Raw genomic sequence first — 14,763 nt, 5'->3', positions numbered from 1 at the left:
CCGGTCGGGTCAGCGCGTCCAGGACCGCAGATAGTCCTTCTCGGTGGCGGTGAGCCGCCGCAGGGTGTGTGCCTCCACGTCGACGACGGCCATCTGGGTGCTCGCCACGCATGCGGGTTTCGTCGACGGATCGTCGCCCGCGGCCCGGATCTCGTAGCCGATGGTGAAGTCCACCGACCGCGACGCGGTGATCCACATGCCGATCTGCAGCGGGGAATCCGAATGCCGCAGTTGCCGCTGATAGCGGATCTCGACGTGCACGATCATGGCGCTGGTGATCAGCGGTGCGTACTCCTCGCCCGCACTCATCAGCCACTGGATGCGTGCCTCCTCCATCAGCGTCACCATCCGGGCGTGATTGATGTGGCCGAACGCGTCCATGTCCGACCAGCGAACCCCCACCTGCGCGACGAAGGCGAAGCCGTCCTCGGTCAGTGATCCTGCACTCATCGTCGTTGCCTCCATCCGGGACTTTCACCCAATCGTGACCCGATCCGGTCAACCGACCGCGCTTTCGAGTTTCCGGGAAACCTACTCATCAGTACCCTGGGAGGCGTTCGAGGTCCCTGCGGGGGCGGATTCCCGGGTGGTGCAAAACAGATATGCGCATGTCTCAGTGGCGGTCGGCGGTGGCCGCGTTCGCCGTGGCGTCGTTGTGCGCTGCGGTGCCGTCGGTGGCGAATGCCGCACCCGGCCGGGTGAAGGTCGCACAGATCTCGAAGTCGGTGAAGCTCAGCCCACTGCGGACCGACGTTTGGGTGGACTCGCCGTCCATGGGCGGCAAAACGAAGGTATCCGTGCTGACCCCGCAGTATGGCGGCGGACCGCGGCCGACCGTGTACCTGCTCGACGGTGCCGACGCCGGCCAGAACGTGAGCGACTGGATCACCAAGGGCCGCGCGGGTCGATTCTTCGCCGACAAGAACGTCAACGTGGTGCTGCCTGCCGGTGGCGCGGGCAGCTTCTATACGAACTGGGTGAAGAAGGATCCGAAGCTGGGCAAGCCGCAGTGGGAGACCTTCCTGGCCAAGGAACTGCCCCCGTTGATCGATCGCCGCTTCGACGGCACCGGCCGCAACGCCATCATCGGACTGTCGATGGGTGGTCAGTCCGCGTTCACCCTCGCCATGCGTCATCCGTCGCTCTACACCGGAATCGCGTCCCTGAGCGGTTGCCCGCAGGTGTCCGGTCCGGTGAACGAAAGCTATGTGCGCACCACCGTCGCGAAGAGCGGCGGCGACGCCACCAACATGTGGGGTCCGTTCGGTTCGGCCGAGTGGGATGCCCACGATCCGAGCCAGCATCTCGACAAGCTGCGCGGGAAGAACATCTTCCTGTCGGCCGGGTCCGGAGCCGTCGGCCCGCTGGATCTGACCGCACCGAGCGACCCGGAGGACGGTCCCAAGCAGGCCGTCACCGCCGCTGGTTCGGCACTGGAGCTCGGCGCCTGGCGGTGCTCACTGGAATTCGCCGGCACGCTCCGCGCGAATCAGGTGCGCTTCACCGACGGCTTCCGGCTGATCGGTACCCACACCTGGGCGTACTGGGAGCGTGACCTGCCGGTTGCCTGGCGCACCATCGCGCGCGGCCTCTAGTTCTGCGCGGCCCACGCCTCCGCCGCCGCGAGGAACACGTCGTTCTCCGTGCGGTCGGTGACGGTCACCCGTACGCCGTCCCCCGCGAAAGGTCGCACGATGACGCCGCTCTCGGTGCAGTGCGCGCCGAAGCCCGCGGCATCGTCGCCGAGATCCAGCCACACGAAATTGGCCTGTGAATCCGGCACCCGGAAACCGAGCTCCCGCAGACGGTCGGTGACGCGGGCACGTTCGGCAACGACCGCGTCGGTGCGGGCGAGGAGTTCGTCGGCGGCATCGAGGCTGGCGATGGCCGCGCGCTGCGCGAGGGTGTTCACCGAGAACGGCACGTGGACCTTGCCGAGCGCCACGATCACCTGCGGGTCCGCGATGGCGTATCCCACGCGCAGACCGGCCAGGCCGTATGCCTTGGAGAAGGTGCGCAGCACGACGACGTTCCGGAACTCGCGGATCAGTTCGTCGGCGTCGTACGCCTGCTCCTCGGTGGGCCGGACGTACTCGAAGTACGCCTCGTCGAGCGCCACCAGCACGTCGGACGGCACGCGCTGCAGGAAGGCGCGCAGATCGTCGGCGGTGACGACGGTGCCCGTCGGGTTGTTGGGATTGCAGACGAAGATCAGCCGGGTCCGCTCGGTGATCGCATCGGCCATCGCGGGCAGGTCGAAGACCTGATCGTCGGTGAGCGGAATCTGCACGGGCGTCGCGCCCGCGACACGCGTCGCGAGCGGATACGTCTCGAACGACCGCCAGCCGAACAGCACCTCGTCGCCTGGCCCGGCCGTGATGGTGATCAGGTTCTGGCACAGGCTCACCGAGCCGCAGCCGACCTGGATGCGATCTTCGGTCACCCCGTGCTTCTTCGCCAGTTCGGCCGTCAGATCGACCATGGCGTTGTCCGGGTACCGGTTGAGGCCCGCGGCGGCCTCCGCGATGGCGTCCCGCACGCTGGGCAGCGGTCCGTCGACGACCTCGTTGCTGGCCAGCTTCACGGCACCCGGGAAGGTCTTCCCCGGCACGTAGGCGGGCAGGTCGTCGAGGTCGGGGCGGATGCGCAACGTCACCCGTCAACAGTAGGACCGTGCCCGTGACGTCGCCAAACCCGTCCGCACGCACCCGCTGTCCACGTGGTTTGCTTCCGCGGCGCGAGGGTGTGTAATCTTTCGCTTCGGCGGTTCGAAAGGACTTCCGTCAGGAGGCGTGCCAGAGCGGCCGAATGGGATTCACTGCTAATGAATTGTCTCGCTAAAACGGGACCGGAGGTTCAAATCCTCTCGCCTCCGCCGACCCGGCGGTCTCCGACCGCGGAGGTACAACTGAATAGCACGCGCCCGTAGCTCAACGGATAGAGCACTTGACTACGGATCAAGAGGTTTGGGGTTCGAATCCCTACGGGCGCACCACGGAATCCCCGCACTCACGAGTGCGGGGATTCTTTGTGTTCCAGCGCTGTACCCATGCCTGCCCACAAATTCTTCCCCGTACAGCCACACCGACTGGATTATCCAGTCGGCCACGCTCTCCGGGGAATTTTGTGTGGCGGATCTTCCTCGGACAGCCGTCAGAACAGCGAGTCCGGCCGGACGAAGTTCGCGAGGTCGACGAGTAGGAAGCGGTTGGCGCGGTTGAGGCGGGTCTGGCGGGCCAGAGCGCGGAGGGATTGCTCGGTGCCCATGCGGAGCCCGGGTTCGGTGAACGGGTAGCCGAGGATCTTGGTGGAGCCGGTGTCGACGTCGGGATGGGCGTGCACCCAGCCGAGGGCGCCGCCGAGGACGATCAGCAGCAGTCGTTGTTTGCGCGGATCACCGTCGGGGTATCGGGAGACGCGGAGCGCCGCCTCGACGACCTGTTCGCGGGTCACGTCGGCGGGGTTGCGGCCGTGGATGAGCGCGATGATCGAGGTGGCTCGCGCGGTGTTGTAGTGGCGACTGGTGGCGGGCACCTCGTCGAGTGGTTCGATGGCGCCGCGGATGTCGCCGGCCGCGACGGCCAGGCGGGCGAGCCCGAAGGCCGCGGTGACGATGCCGTGGTCGGTGAGCCACAGGTCGTGATAGTGGTGACGGGCCGAGTCGTACAGCGCCGTGATGCGTTTGCTGTGTGCGGCGGCCGAGGTGTTCTCGGTGGACAGCCAGCGGCCGATCAGTTCGGCGGTTCCGGCGACGGCCAGTTTGGGGGCGACCTCGCCCGGCATCGCACCGAGTACTTCGCTGAACCGTTCGTGGGCCAGTTCGGGTTCGTCGTTCATCAGTGCGCAGATCGCGAGATACCAGTGCAGGCGCCACGAATCCCCGTGGTGCACCGATACCTCCCGCAGCAGGTTGAGCGCGGTGTCCACGTCGTCGAGCTCCAGATGCGCGCGGGCCTCCGCCAGATCGATCTCGAGCGACGGGTGCGGATTGTCGCTGGGGGCGTCGAACAGTGAGGAGAAGCCGTCGGCGCGGGCGGCGTGGATGGAGTCGAGGGTCTGGCGGGGATCGGACAGTGCGGCCGAACTGAGCAGTCCCGCAGCCGGATCCGTCGGATCGACGAGCGGCAGGGGAAGAGCGCGCGCGATGTCCACCGGATCGTAGAACGCGGCCTGCCCGGGATCGTAGAACCCGTCGACAGGCGCCAGCATCAGATCGGTGCCGAAGGTCGAGCGCTGCGGCGTGAACACCGTGGACATCGACGGTCGCGGCACACCGGTGTGCGCGGCGACGACCTCCCGCAGCACATTCAGCACCTGCGTGGACATTTCGTCGGTGGACGCGAACCGCTCGGCGGGATCCTCGGCGGTCGCGCGCTGCAGCAGCAGATGGAACGACGGATTGTCGGCGAGGATCGGGGTGCTCGACGCGTCGGGCAGACCGTCGAGCAATCGTCCGCCGGCCTTGGGCATGTCGATGGTGAGGGCGGCCAGGGTGCGGCCGATGCTGTAGATGTCGGTGGCGATCTGCGGGCCGGTCTTCACGATCTCCGGAGCCTGGAAACCCGGTGTGCCGTACAGATGTCCGTAGCCGTTGATGGGCGACACCGCACCGAGGTCGATCAACTTCACCTCGTCGCTGCTGACCATGATGTTGTCGGGTTTGACGTCGTTGTAGACCAGGCCGACCGAATGCAGATAACCAACGGCCGGAAGGACTTCCAGCATGTAGGCCATCGCCGTCTCGATGGACATCAGCTCGGGTTTGCCCGCGTCGTCGGTGGTGAGCTGCTTCAGTGTCTGTCCGCCGACGTACTCCATCACGATGTAGCCGAAGGGCGCGTCGTAATCGGCCGCGTACTCGACGAAGTTGTAGATCTTCACGATGCCCGGGTGATTCACCGATGCCAGGAACTGGCGTTCGGCGAGCGCCACGGCCTGCGCCTCGGCGTCCGACGAGTTCAGCAAACCCTTCAGGACCACCGGACGTTCGGACACGTTGTGGTCGATGGCGAGATAGATCCATCCGAGGCCGCCGTGGGCGATGGCACCGGTGATCTCGTACTGGTCGGCGACCACCGTGCCGGGCTTCAGACCGGGGACGAAGGAGTACCGTGCACCGCAGTGCGGGCACTCTCCGGCGATCGGCCCCTTGCCGGGACCGTTGGTGCGGCCCAAGGGTTTTCCGCACTTCCAGCAGTTCCGTTTGCGCTCGGGGATGATCGGATCGGTGAGGACCGCGTCGTCGGGCTCGGTGTCGATGATCTTCGGCATCTCGACGAGGCCGCTGCCCAGTCGCCGATCGTGCACACGGGAACGCTTCGACGGTATGAGCCGCTTGCCGCGTGCGGTCGCCGCGGTCACACCGGTCTGGATCGTCGGACCGGAACGGCCCGACACCCTATCCGTCGACAGGTCGCGCAGCACCGGCGAAACCCCCTGCGTGCCCGGATCGAACTCCGCCGCCTGGGTGCCGAGATCGGGCACCGCCGCCTGGGTACCCGGATCGAAGTCCGCGGCCTGCGTCCCCACGTCGGGTACCGCGGCCTGGGTGCCCACGTCCGGATCGTCGGCGCACAGGTCTTCGCGGCTCACCGCCTGGGTGCCCGGATCGGACGGGTTGTCCTGCTTGTTGACGTCGGCCTCCATCGTCATCAGTCCCGATACGTCGGTAGTGGTGGGCCGGCGCCGGGGCCGAGGATGGTCAGCCACCGGTTGTACATCTGCTGCCATTCACCGCTCGCGCGCACCTGCGAGAGGACACCGTTCACGAATCGGACCATGTCGTCCTGTCCCTTCGGGATCCCGACCCCGTAATACTCCGCCCCCAGGCTCGGGCCGACCACCTGCACCCACGGATCCTGTTCGGCGAGCCCGGCGAGGATCGCGTCGTCGGTGGACACCGCGTCGGCCTGTCCCTGCTGCATGAGGACCAGGCAGTCGGCCCAGGTCGTGGTGGTGATCATCCGGGCTCGCGGCGCGATCGACTGGATGCGCCCGATCGACGTGGAGCCGCGGGCCGCACATACGCGTTTGTTCGCCAGGTTGTCGGGGCCTTTGATATTCGAGTCGCGGATAGCCATGATGCGTTGCGATGCAATGTAATACGGCGCTGAATAGGCGATGGTGTCGCTGCGCGAGCAGGTGATGCTCATGGTCTTCACGACGATGTCGACGGTGCGGTCCTTGAGTGCTTGGACGCGTTCGGCGGAACTGAGGACGCTGTATTCGATGCGGTCGGGTGAGCCGAAGATGGCCTTGGCGACGGCGCGTGCGATATCCACGTCGAAGCCCTGGATGTCGCCGGTGATGGGGTCGCGGAAGCTGAACAGGTTGCTGCCGATGTCGAGGCCGACGATCAACCGTCCGCGTCCGAGGATCTGCCCCATCGTGGTGGTCGGCGGCATCTTGCCCGCGTCCGGCATCGTGCCCGGCGGTCGCAGACTGGTGATGGCGTCGCAGTTCTCCGACGACGGCGCGGGCTCGCGGGGCACATCGGTTTCGACGCCGGGGGGTAGCGGACGATCGGCGGAGGCGACCGGTGGCCTGGACTCGGGGGCCGGGAACACGCAGCCGGCACACAGGGCGACGAGCACCGCGCAGAGGACTGCCGGCAGCCCGCGGCGCGCAAACGTTCTCCGGTGCGTCATCGGTACTCCCGGATGCGCGGGATGAGGCCGACGACCACGGCGGCGGCCGCGAAGAGCGTCAGCATCAGGATGCCGGTGCCGGTGAAGCCGAGGACGCGTTGCGCGGTGTTGATGTCGTCGCGGAAGGAGGTGCGGGTGTCGGTGATGGCGTCCACGAGCGCATCGTCGAGCTCGGAGTACGCGCGCGCCGTCGTGCCCGCCCCGTCGCCGACGGACAGGACACCCGCACCGGCGAAGTCGCCGGTCCGCATCTTCTCCCGGACCCGGCCGTCGAGATCGCGCCACCGGTTCAATTCATCGGTGGCGGTGCGCAGGTCCCGGTCCGAGACGGCTCCGGAGTCGCGGCGGTTCTTTTCCAGTCTGGTGAGGATCGCGTCGATCTGGTCGGTCGAGTCGGTGAAGGTCTTCTCCAGGTTGCCCTGGTCCCCGCGGCGGACCAGCGACAGGGTCTGCGCGGAACGTGCCTGCTGGGTGAGGATGCGGGCGCTGGTGAGTTCCCGGAGAGGATCGGCACCGTCGGTGCGCGCACCGTTCGTGGCGGCGACCGAGGTCAGTCCGGAGACGAGCAGCCAGATCGCACCACCGCCCACGGCCACGAATGCGCAGAGCAGACCGATGTTGAACTTCCGCCGGGTCCGGCGGGCCAGGTAGCGGTTGGCCAGCACCAGCGCGGCGATGACGAGCAGAAGTACGACGTATACGCCCCACGGAGGTACGGTCAGTGCCCGCTGCGGATCGGCGATGGCCATCGACCGTCGCTCGTACAGACGCTGCGCCGCAGGCAGAATCGTGTCCTGCATGAGTGCCGACGCCTGCCCCAGATACGACGACCCGACGGGGTTGCCGAGGCGATTGTTCACGCGAGCGGTTTCGATCAGACCGGAGTAGACCGGGATGTCGACGGCCAGGATCTGCAGATCGTCGGCGACACTCTCCCGGATCTCCTGGCTCGCTTCACGTTCGGTCCCGCCCGCCGCCGTCACGAGTGCTGCGGACGCGGTGGCCATGGCGTCGGAATAGCGCGTGCGTAGTTGCGCGGGTTCGAGACCGCCGGCGATGAACGCCGAGTTCGCGGAGGCGTCGGCGATGGACAGCGAACTGTAGAGCACCTGCGACGCCTCGGCGAGCGGCTCGGTGGTGGTGATCAGCTCACGCAGGGTCTGCGTGCGATTCTCCAGCGACGACGATGCGTACAGTCCGGTGCCGACACAGGCGATGGCCAGTGCCAGCAGCATCAGCACCAGTTTTCCGGGGCTGGTCACCGAATAATGTCGCAGGGTCGTCAACGGCGACTGGGTACGTTCGCGGGCGCCGCTCATCAGTTCACGGCGGTCGGCGAGGATCTGGCGAATGGGTGGTGACGTCGGCCCGGCTCGCATACTGCGGCCCGCGCGTGTCAACGCGCTGCGCATCGGCGAGGCCTCATGCGTCACGGCCGGAATCCCCTCGATGGTGCGGTGTCGATGGAACGAGTTGGCGGCGGCCTCGAGTGCCGGCTGATACCGGCGTCACGTTCACGGCCATACCTTCTCTGTCGTCTCGGACGGGTCACACGTTTCGTCTTCTGGGATCGTTTTCACCCTATCCCTCACCTGCGGTGTGGTGCGCGATGTAAGAGCCCGTGTCCGGTTCGTGATCTTGGGTGTTCCGCGTGCGTGAATGGTGGCCAGTCGCGGAGTCGTTGCCCTACCGTGGAGGCGCAGCGATCGGAGGCGGAGTGCGCGGAGACGGCGATGGTTGGGTCATCGACCCGGATGGTTCTCGCTATTGGGGACGGCACGGCGCGGCCGGTCTGCTGCTGCGAGCGCCACTGGCGGACGGCACGATGTCGGTGCTGCTCCAGCACCGGGCCGTGTGGTCGCATCAGGGCGGCACCTGGGCGCTGCCGGGCGGCGCGCGTGACTCCCATGAGAGTGCGGTCGACACCGCCGTCCGCGAGGCGGGCGAGGAAGCCGGCATCGGTCACGAGGAATTGCGGGTCGTCGCGACGATCGTCACGCATGAGGCGCCCAGCGGCTGGTCCTATACGACGGTGATCGCGGAGGTCGACGCACCGCTGGAGACCGTGGCCAACGGTGAGTCCGCAGAACTTCGCTGGGTGCCGGAGGCCGAGGTGATCGCACTCCCGCTGCACCCGGCCTTCGAGGGCGCGTGGCCGGGACTGCTCGCCCGTCTCACGTCGATCAGCAGCGAATGATCCGCGGGATCACTCGCTCAGACGATTGGCGCCCGCGATGAGTGCGTTGATGTTGGCCTCGTCGCCGGTGGCGCCGTTGCCGTAGGCCCAGCACTGGCGATTGTCGCGCTCGCAGAGCAGGAACGTGGTGATCGCGCCCTCGACGTTCCGCTGGTGCAGGCTGACGATCTGCACCGGTGCGCCGATCTCGTGGAGCATTGACGTCATCGCGCCGATCGGTCCGGTGGACTGGGCCTGCAACGACATGATGCGGTCGGCGTAGGCGATGGTCGCGCGGCAGGTGATTAGGTCTTCGCGGTCGGGTTCGACGGTCCAGGAACCCAGGCGGATGGAGCCGCTGGGGGCGTATTCGTCGGCGAATCCTTGCCAGGTCATGCCGGATGCCTCCTCACGAATGCCTCGGGGAAGGGCGCACCCGAACCGCGTGGCGAACGGGTCGCGGGAACTCGACGCGGATCGGCTGCCCTGTGGTGTGTCACAAGGCCAGGATGGTCGGGCTGAATGAAGTGTGTGCATCGTCTGAATGTCGTTTCGGTCGAAAAATGATGACCGACGAAAGAGCGCGCAACGACCCCGCAGCGGGGGGTCGGTCGAATCAGACCCCGCTGCGGCGGGTTACGAGCTTGCTCAGCGTGCGTGACATGATCCGACCACACTAACAGAGGAGACCCGATGACGACGACCCCGTTTGCGGCACTCGAACGGATCCTGTCCGAACGCTGGACATGCAGGCAGTTCCGGCCCGATCCGGTACCGCGCGCCGACATCGAACGTCTGTTGCGGCTCGCGCAGCGGACGCCCTCGTGGTGCAACACGCAGCCGTGGCAGGTCGTCGTTACCGAGGGCGAGGGAACCGAACGACTCCGCAAGGCTCTGCTCGAGCATGTCGACGGCGGTGGCGCGATCGGGTCCGACATCGCGTGGCCGCCCGGATACGAGGGTGTGTACCGCGACCGTCGCCGCGAGTGCGGGTTCCAGCTGTACGAGACCGCGGGGATCGCACGCGACGACCATGCCGGCCGGCTCGCCCAGATGCGCCGCAATTTCGAGCTCTTCGACGCCCCGCACGTCGCGATCGTGACGACCGCTCCGTCTCTGGGCACCTACGGTGCGGTGGATACCGGGCTCTACATCGGAACGTTCCTCCTGGCCGCGCAGGCTCTCGGGCTCGGCGCCTCGCCGCAGGCGGCGCTGGCGTCGTATTCGCCTGTGCTGCACGAACATCTCGGTATCCCGGAGGATCGCCACATCGTCGCGGGTATCTCCTTCGGTTACGCCGACACCGACGCCCCCATCAACGGGTTCCGGACCTCGCGTGCCGACCTCGACGACGTGGTGACCTTCGTCGACAAGTGATCAACCGGCGACGGCGGCGCGCAACGCCGAGGCCGCGGCGGCCGGGTCGTCGGCGGCGGTGATGGCCCGCACCACGACGATCCGTTCCGCTCCGGCGGCGACGACCTCAGGCAGCCGCTGGGGGTCGATGCCGCCGATGGCGAACCAGGGTTTGCCGGTGCCGGTCGCGGCGGCCGCCGACACCAGGCCGAGTCCGGGGGCGCTGCGTCCGGGTTTCGTGGGCGTCGGCCAGCACGGTCCGACGCAAAAGTAGTCGACCTCGCCGTCGGCCTCGGCGGCGCGCATCTGCTCCTCGTCATGCGTCGACAGGCCGATGACGACATCCGGTCCGACGATCCGGCGTGCGTCGGCCGGGGTCAGATCGCCCTGCCCGACGTGCAGGACGTCGGCCCCGGACAGTGCGGCGATGTCGGCGCGATCGTTCACCGCGAGCAGGGCGCCGTGCCGGTCGGTCACCTCGCGCAGTCGCGCCAGCAGTGCCAATTCCTCACGGGCCTCGAAGTCCTCGCTCTTGTCGCGGATCTGCACGATGTCGACGCCGCCCGCGACCGCCTGTTCGACGAAGTCCAGCAGCCGTTGCCCACCCGGATCGGCGGGATCGCGGCGCGCGTCGGTGCACAGGTAGAGCCGGGCGGTGCCGAGGCGTTCGCGGATCGGGTCTCGTGGGACGGTCACCTGCGCAACGCTAGGCTGGTTGGCGGAGACACGGGAGCCCGGGGGTACGCCGGGCTGAGAGTGCGGACGCCGCCGCTGACCGTTTGACCTGATCCGGGTAATGCCGGCGAAGGAAGGACAGCAGATGGAAACGCTCGCCGTCGTCGGAGGCGGGGTCATCGGCCTGACGTGCGCGCTGGCCGCCGTGGACGCCGGACGCGCGGTCACGGTGTTCGACGATCCGTCCGGCGACCGCGCCGGCTGGGTGGCCGCCGGGATGCTCGGCTCTCTCGGCGAAGGTCTGCCCGGCGAGGACGCACTTCTCGAACTCTCCGTGGCGTCCGTGCGCCGGTGGCCGGATCTTGTTGCGCGACTGGGAGAACCGTCGGTCATGGCGGCGACGGACTCGCTGTTCGTCGCGGCCACCGCGGCCGACGCCGCGCATTTCGCGGGCCTCGCGGAGTTCGTCTGGGCGCAGCATCCGCGGGCCCGGCACGATCTCCGCGCGGTCGGTGCGGCCGAGGCCCGGGAGCTGGAGCCGTCGCTCGGCCCGCGGGTGCACAGCGGTCATCTCGTGAACGGTGAAGGGGCCGTGGACAATCGGCTGTTGATCGACAGACTGCGCACGGCGCTGTCCGATGCCGGTGCCGAGGTCGTGGACCGCCGGATCGACGATGTCGCTGACATCGGCGCGGATCAGGTCGTGGTGGCGGCCGGTCTCGGCTCCGGCCCGCTGGTTCCCGATCTCGGCCTGTATCCGGCGAAGGGGGAGATCCTGCGACTGCGAGCAACCCGATGGTCGGTGCCGCCGCCGTCCCGGGTGATCCGCGGACGCATCGACGGACGAGCCGTCTACCTGGTGCCCCGGCATGACGGAGTGGTCGTCGGCGCAACACAATACGAGCCGTACGACGGCACGGTCGGCAGTCCGGAGGTGGGCGGTGTCGCCGATCTGCTCGCCGATGCGACCGAACTCATGCCCGGATTGCGCACCTACGAGCTCGTCGAAGCGGGTGCCGGTGCCCGCCCCTGTTCGGCCGACGGTCTGCCCGTCATTCGCCGGCTCGACGACCGGACCGTGATCGCCACCGGGCACGGGCGCAACGGAATCCTGTTGGCGCCGTACACCGCCGATGCCGTACTGGCACTCCTCGACGACCCGACCCTCGCTACCCCACCCGCCCCGCGGAAAGGAGACATCCCGTGCTGAATCTCATCGTGAACGGAGAGGCTACCCCGATGGCGCCGGGGTCGTCGGTGGCCGACCTGGTGACGGCCCTCGGCCTGCCGGACCGGGGGATCGCCATCGCCCTCGACGGCGAGGTGGTCCCGCGCGGTGGCTGGAATCGCTTGCTGGACAACGATTCGACCGTGGAGATCGTCACCGCTGTCCAGGGCGGGTGAGCACGATGACCGCATCCGACCCGCTCCGCATCGCGGACCGCACCTTCGGCTCCCGACTCATCATGGGCACCGGTGGAATCGCGAATCTCGCTGTGCTGGAACGTGCTCTGGTCGCCTCCGGAACCGAGCTCACCACCGTCGCGCTCCGTCGAGTCAGTCCGACCTCGCGCACCGGGATGATCGACCTCCTGCGCCGTCTCGACATCGCGATCCTGCCGAACACCGCGGGTTGCCACACCACGGCGGAGGCCGTGCTGACCGCGCAACTGGCGCGGGAGGCCGTCGAAACACACTGGGTGAAACTCGAGGTCGTCGCCGACGAGCGGACGCTGCTGCCCGATCCCGTCGAGTTGCTGACCGCGGCCCGGCAGCTCGTCGACGACGGATTCGCGGTCCTCGCCTACACCAACGACGATCCGGTGCTCGCCGCGCGGCTCCAGGATGCCGGGGTGGCTGCGGTGATGCCGCTCGGCTCGCCCATCGGCACCGGTCTGGGCATCGCCAATCCGCACAACATCGAGATGATCGTCGATGCCGCCCGGGTTCCGGTCGTCCTCGACGCGGGTATCGGTACCGCCAGCGATGCCGCGCTGGCGATGGAGCTGGGCTGCGACGCCGTATTGCTGGCGTCGGCCGTGACCCGCGCCGACGACCCCGAACGGATGGCCCTCGCCATGCGGCACGCGGTGCTGGCCGGGCGGGCCGCACACGGTGCTGGACGCATACCGAAACGGTTCTGGGCACGCGCGTCGTCACCGGAGCGCTGAAGAACCGGACACGGCAACGATAGGGTCGTGGCGTGATCAGAGTCGAGAATCTGACGAAGGACTTCGGACGGGTCCGCGCCGTCGACAGCCTGACCTTCGATGTGCGGCCCGGTCTGGTGACCGGCTTCCTCGGACCGAACGGTGCGGGCAAGTCCACCACGATGCGCATGATGCTCGGGCTGGACCGGCCGACGGCGGGCACCGCGACCATCAACGGCCAGGCGTACGCCGACCTCGAGAACCCGCTGCGGCAGGTCGGTGCACTCCTCGACGCCCGCTGGGTGCATCCGAACCGGAGTGCGCGGTCCCATCTGCGGTGGATGGCCGCGGCGAGCCGAATCCCCGAATCCCGGGTCGACGAGGTCCTGGAGATGGTCGGGCTCACCCAGGTCGCGAACAAACGTGCGGGCGGCTTCTCGCTGGGCATGTCCCAGCGGCTGGGACTGGCCGGCGCGTTGCTCGGTGATCCGGGCACGTTGCTGTTCGACGAGCCGGTGAACGGTCTCGACCCCGAGGGCATCGTCTGGATTCGCGGCTTCATGCGCAGCCTGGCCGCCGAGGGCCGCACCGTCCTGGTGTCCAGTCACCTGCTCACCGAGATGTCCCTGACCGCCGATCACCTGGTGGTGATCGGCCGCGGCAGGCTCATCGCCGACTGCTCGGTGGCGGAGTTCACCGCGCAGGCCGCACGGTCGGTTCGCGTGCGGAGTCCCCAACTGCCCGCCCTGCACCAGGTCCTCGCCGAGGCCGGACTGCGGGTCACGCCGGGCACCGGTCAGGACGGACAGCCGTTCCTGTCGGTCGCCGACGTCGTCACCGATCAGGTGGGTGACATCGCCGCGCGTGCGGGACTCGTCCTCCACGAATTGTCCAGCACCACCGCCTCACTGGAGGAAGTGTTCATGTCGATGACGGCCGGCGCCGTGCAGTACCGAGGGGAGGGCGGGCAGTGATTCCGTCGATCAATGCCGAGCGCATCAAACTGCTCTCCACTCGTTCGCCCTATTGGTGCGTCGGGATCGTCGTGGTTCTCGGTCTCGGTTTCGCCGCGATCGTCGGCGTGTCGACGAGATCGCTCGACGGCGCGCCGTTCACCCCCGCCGAATCGGCGTCGGCCGCACTGGTCGGGATCAACCTGTTCGGCGGCCTGGTGCTGATGATCATGGGTGTCATCGCGGTGACCAGCGAATACCGATTCGGAACCATCCGGACCACCTTTCAGGCGGTCCCCAAGCGCCCGCAGGTGCTGGTGGCGAAGGCCATTGTGTATGCGTTGCTCGGCGGTGTGGTGACGCTGTTCCTGGTGCTGCTGTGTCTGCTCATCGCAAAGGTGACCGGTGGCGACATCATGAATATCGATTTCGGGAACGGCGATGTCATCCGCCAGATCTGGGGCACTCCGCTGATCGTGATGCTCTACGTGGTGATCGCGGTGGGTGTGGGCGCCATCGTGCGGCAGACCGCGGGTGCCATCGTCATCGTCCTGCTGTGGATTCTGGCCATCGAGAACATCCTGAAGGTGTTGCCGCGCATCGGAAATCACATTGCGCCATTTCTGCCGTTCGAGAATGCGAGCAGGTTTCTGTCCGGTGACGGAACGGAAAGCGCGGTCGACTTTCACTGGAATATCTATGGTTCGCTAACTTATATAGTGATCTTTGCGATCGTGATTTTCGGCATTGGCATCCTGGTTGTGCAACGCCGCGATGCCTGACGAATTCGGCAGGGACTAGAATTC

Annotated in this window: 16 protein-coding genes, 2 tRNA genes and 1 riboswitch; of the genes, 10 read left to right on the top strand and 8 right to left on the bottom strand. The window is 67.6% G+C overall.

Annotation, left to right across the window (positions count from 1 at the left end; translation table 11 throughout):
* Nucleotides 1-9: 9 nt before the first annotated feature.
* Both AC4JJG_RS15645 and AC4JJG_RS15640 read right to left on the bottom strand, forming a co-directional pair.
* Nucleotides 10-450 carry an acyl-CoA thioesterase gene (locus AC4JJG_RS15645; protein ID WP_495398530.1) on the bottom strand — a complete coding sequence of 147 codons (441 nt, stop codon included), beginning with the start codon at nt 448-450 and terminating at the stop codon, nt 10-12.
* A gap of 163 nt (nt 451-613) precedes the next feature.
* Complete coding sequence (locus AC4JJG_RS15640) at nt 614-775, bottom strand: hypothetical protein (RefSeq protein WP_495405793.1); 162 nt, start codon at nt 773-775, stop codon at nt 614-616.
* On the opposite strand from AC4JJG_RS15640, the gene AC4JJG_RS15635 reads away from it, so the two are divergent.
* Nucleotides 699-1,595, top strand: coding sequence for an alpha/beta hydrolase (locus AC4JJG_RS15635; protein ID WP_495405792.1), 897 nt, complete (start codon nt 699-701; stop codon nt 1,593-1,595). The genes AC4JJG_RS15640 and AC4JJG_RS15635 overlap by 77 nt on opposite strands.
* Here the strand turns inward: AC4JJG_RS15635 and hisC are convergent.
* Nucleotides 1,592-2,656, bottom strand: coding sequence for a histidinol-phosphate transaminase (gene hisC, locus AC4JJG_RS15630; RefSeq protein WP_495398532.1), 1,065 nt, complete (start codon nt 2,654-2,656; stop codon nt 1,592-1,594). The genes AC4JJG_RS15635 and hisC overlap by 4 nt on opposite strands.
* A 130-nt stretch (nt 2,657-2,786) precedes the next feature.
* On the opposite strand from hisC, the gene AC4JJG_RS15625 reads away from it, so the two are divergent.
* Together AC4JJG_RS15625 and AC4JJG_RS15620 are read left to right on the top strand one after the other, a co-directional pair.
* Nucleotides 2,787-2,875, top strand: a tRNA-Ser gene (locus AC4JJG_RS15625).
* Between the two features lie 44 nt (nt 2,876-2,919).
* Nucleotides 2,920-2,995 (top strand) — tRNA-Arg (locus tag AC4JJG_RS15620).
* A gap of 158 nt (nt 2,996-3,153) precedes the next feature.
* On the opposite strand, the gene AC4JJG_RS15615 is transcribed toward AC4JJG_RS15620, so the two are convergent.
* Genes AC4JJG_RS15615 through AC4JJG_RS15605 form a run of 3 tightly spaced genes read right to left on the bottom strand, consistent with a single transcriptional unit; the run spans nt 3,154 to nt 8,080 of the window.
* Nucleotides 3,154-5,652 carry a serine/threonine-protein kinase gene (locus AC4JJG_RS15615; protein WP_495399580.1) on the bottom strand — a complete coding sequence of 833 codons (2,499 nt, stop codon included), beginning with the start codon at nt 5,650-5,652 and terminating at the stop codon, nt 3,154-3,156.
* Nucleotides 5,652-6,647: a glutamate ABC transporter substrate-binding protein gene (locus AC4JJG_RS15610; RefSeq protein WP_495398533.1), complete on the bottom strand. Its 996-nt coding sequence runs from the start codon at nt 6,645-6,647 to the stop codon at nt 5,652-5,654. Before AC4JJG_RS15610 ends, AC4JJG_RS15615 begins: the two co-directional genes overlap by 1 nt.
* Nucleotides 6,644-8,080 (bottom strand): GlnX family signal transduction membrane protein, encoded by a 1,437-nt coding sequence (locus tag AC4JJG_RS15605; RefSeq protein WP_495398534.1) that lies wholly within the window; start codon nt 8,078-8,080, stop codon nt 6,644-6,646. The genes AC4JJG_RS15610 and AC4JJG_RS15605 overlap by 4 nt, the downstream gene beginning before the upstream one ends.
* 284 nt (nt 8,081-8,364) lie before the next feature.
* Here AC4JJG_RS15605 and AC4JJG_RS15600 point away from each other — a divergent pair, with 284 nt between their 5' ends.
* The gene (locus AC4JJG_RS15600) at nt 8,365-8,844 is read left to right on the top strand and encodes an NUDIX hydrolase (protein ID WP_495398535.1); all 480 of its coding nucleotides are present in this window, start codon (nt 8,365-8,367) and stop codon (nt 8,842-8,844) included.
* Between the two features lie 9 nt (nt 8,845-8,853).
* Here AC4JJG_RS15600 and AC4JJG_RS15595 read toward each other — a convergent pair whose 3' ends face one another.
* On the bottom strand, nt 8,854-9,219 hold the full coding sequence (locus AC4JJG_RS15595; protein WP_495398536.1) for a hypothetical protein: 366 nt from the start codon (nt 9,217-9,219) through the stop codon (nt 8,854-8,856).
* 297 nt (nt 9,220-9,516) lie between these two features.
* Here AC4JJG_RS15595 and AC4JJG_RS15590 point away from each other — a divergent pair, with 297 nt between their 5' ends.
* On the top strand, nt 9,517-10,200 hold the full coding sequence (locus AC4JJG_RS15590; RefSeq protein ID WP_495398537.1) for a nitroreductase: 684 nt from the start codon (nt 9,517-9,519) through the stop codon (nt 10,198-10,200).
* On the opposite strand, the gene thiE is transcribed toward AC4JJG_RS15590, so the two are convergent.
* The gene (gene thiE / locus AC4JJG_RS15585) at nt 10,201-10,875 is read right to left on the bottom strand and encodes a thiamine phosphate synthase (RefSeq protein WP_495398538.1); all 675 of its coding nucleotides are present in this window, start codon (nt 10,873-10,875) and stop codon (nt 10,201-10,203) included. It lies immediately after the preceding gene.
* Nucleotides 10,876-10,904: 29 nt separating this feature from the next.
* A riboswitch (TPP riboswitch) is annotated at nt 10,905-10,991 on the top strand.
* Nucleotides 10,992-10,999: 8 nt separating this feature from the next.
* Between thiE and thiO the strand changes: the two genes are divergently transcribed.
* From thiO to AC4JJG_RS15560, 5 genes are read left to right on the top strand one after another with little or no spacing between them, the layout of a single operon-like run.
* A complete protein-coding gene (thiO, locus tag AC4JJG_RS15580) occupies nt 11,000-12,064 on the top strand; it encodes a glycine oxidase ThiO (protein WP_495398539.1) in 1,065 nt (354 codons plus the stop codon).
* Nucleotides 12,061-12,258 carry a sulfur carrier protein ThiS gene (gene thiS / locus AC4JJG_RS15575; protein WP_495399581.1) on the top strand — a complete coding sequence of 66 codons (198 nt, stop codon included), beginning with the start codon at nt 12,061-12,063 and terminating at the stop codon, nt 12,256-12,258. Before thiO ends, thiS begins: the two co-directional genes overlap by 4 nt.
* A gap of 5 nt (nt 12,259-12,263) precedes the next feature.
* The gene (locus AC4JJG_RS15570) at nt 12,264-13,025 is read left to right on the top strand and encodes a thiazole synthase (protein ID WP_495398540.1); all 762 of its coding nucleotides are present in this window, start codon (nt 12,264-12,266) and stop codon (nt 13,023-13,025) included.
* A gap of 32 nt (nt 13,026-13,057) precedes the next feature.
* Nucleotides 13,058-13,978 (top strand): ABC transporter ATP-binding protein, encoded by a 921-nt coding sequence (locus AC4JJG_RS15565; RefSeq protein WP_495398541.1) that lies wholly within the window; start codon nt 13,058-13,060, stop codon nt 13,976-13,978.
* Nucleotides 13,978-14,739, top strand: coding sequence for an ABC transporter permease (locus tag AC4JJG_RS15560; RefSeq protein ID WP_495399582.1), 762 nt, complete (start codon nt 13,978-13,980; stop codon nt 14,737-14,739). The genes AC4JJG_RS15565 and AC4JJG_RS15560 overlap by 1 nt, the downstream gene beginning before the upstream one ends.
* The last annotated feature ends 24 nt before the right edge of the window (nt 14,740-14,763 follow it).

This window comes from Gordonia sp. B8661-1, assembly GCF_059427765.1.
Note: the sequence above shows the minus strand (reverse complement) of the source record. Positions and strands in the feature narration are given on the sequence as shown.

Excerpts from the sequence above, each read along its gene's own strand:
- AC4JJG_RS15645 (WP_495398530.1), bottom strand. The coding sequence starts at position 450 with ATGAGTGCAGGATCACTGACCGAGGACGGCTTCGCCTTCGTCGCGCAG.
- AC4JJG_RS15640 (WP_495405793.1), bottom strand. The coding sequence starts at position 775 with ATGGACGGCGAGTCCACCCAAACGTCGGTCCGCAGTGGGCTGAGCTTC.
- AC4JJG_RS15615 (WP_495399580.1), bottom strand. The coding sequence starts at position 5,652 with ATGACGATGGAGGCCGACGTCAACAAGCAGGACAACCCGTCCGATCCG.
- AC4JJG_RS15610 (WP_495398533.1), bottom strand. The coding sequence starts at position 6,647 with ATGACGCACCGGAGAACGTTTGCGCGCCGCGGGCTGCCGGCAGTCCTC.
- AC4JJG_RS15595 (WP_495398536.1), bottom strand. The coding sequence starts at position 9,219 with ATGACCTGGCAAGGATTCGCCGACGAATACGCCCCCAGCGGCTCCATC.
- AC4JJG_RS15590 (WP_495398537.1), top strand. The coding sequence starts at position 9,517 with ATGACGACGACCCCGTTTGCGGCACTCGAACGGATCCTGTCCGAACGC.
- thiO (WP_495398539.1), top strand. The coding sequence starts at position 11,000 with ATGGAAACGCTCGCCGTCGTCGGAGGCGGGGTCATCGGCCTGACGTGC.
- AC4JJG_RS15570 (WP_495398540.1), top strand. The coding sequence starts at position 12,264 with ATGACCGCATCCGACCCGCTCCGCATCGCGGACCGCACCTTCGGCTCC.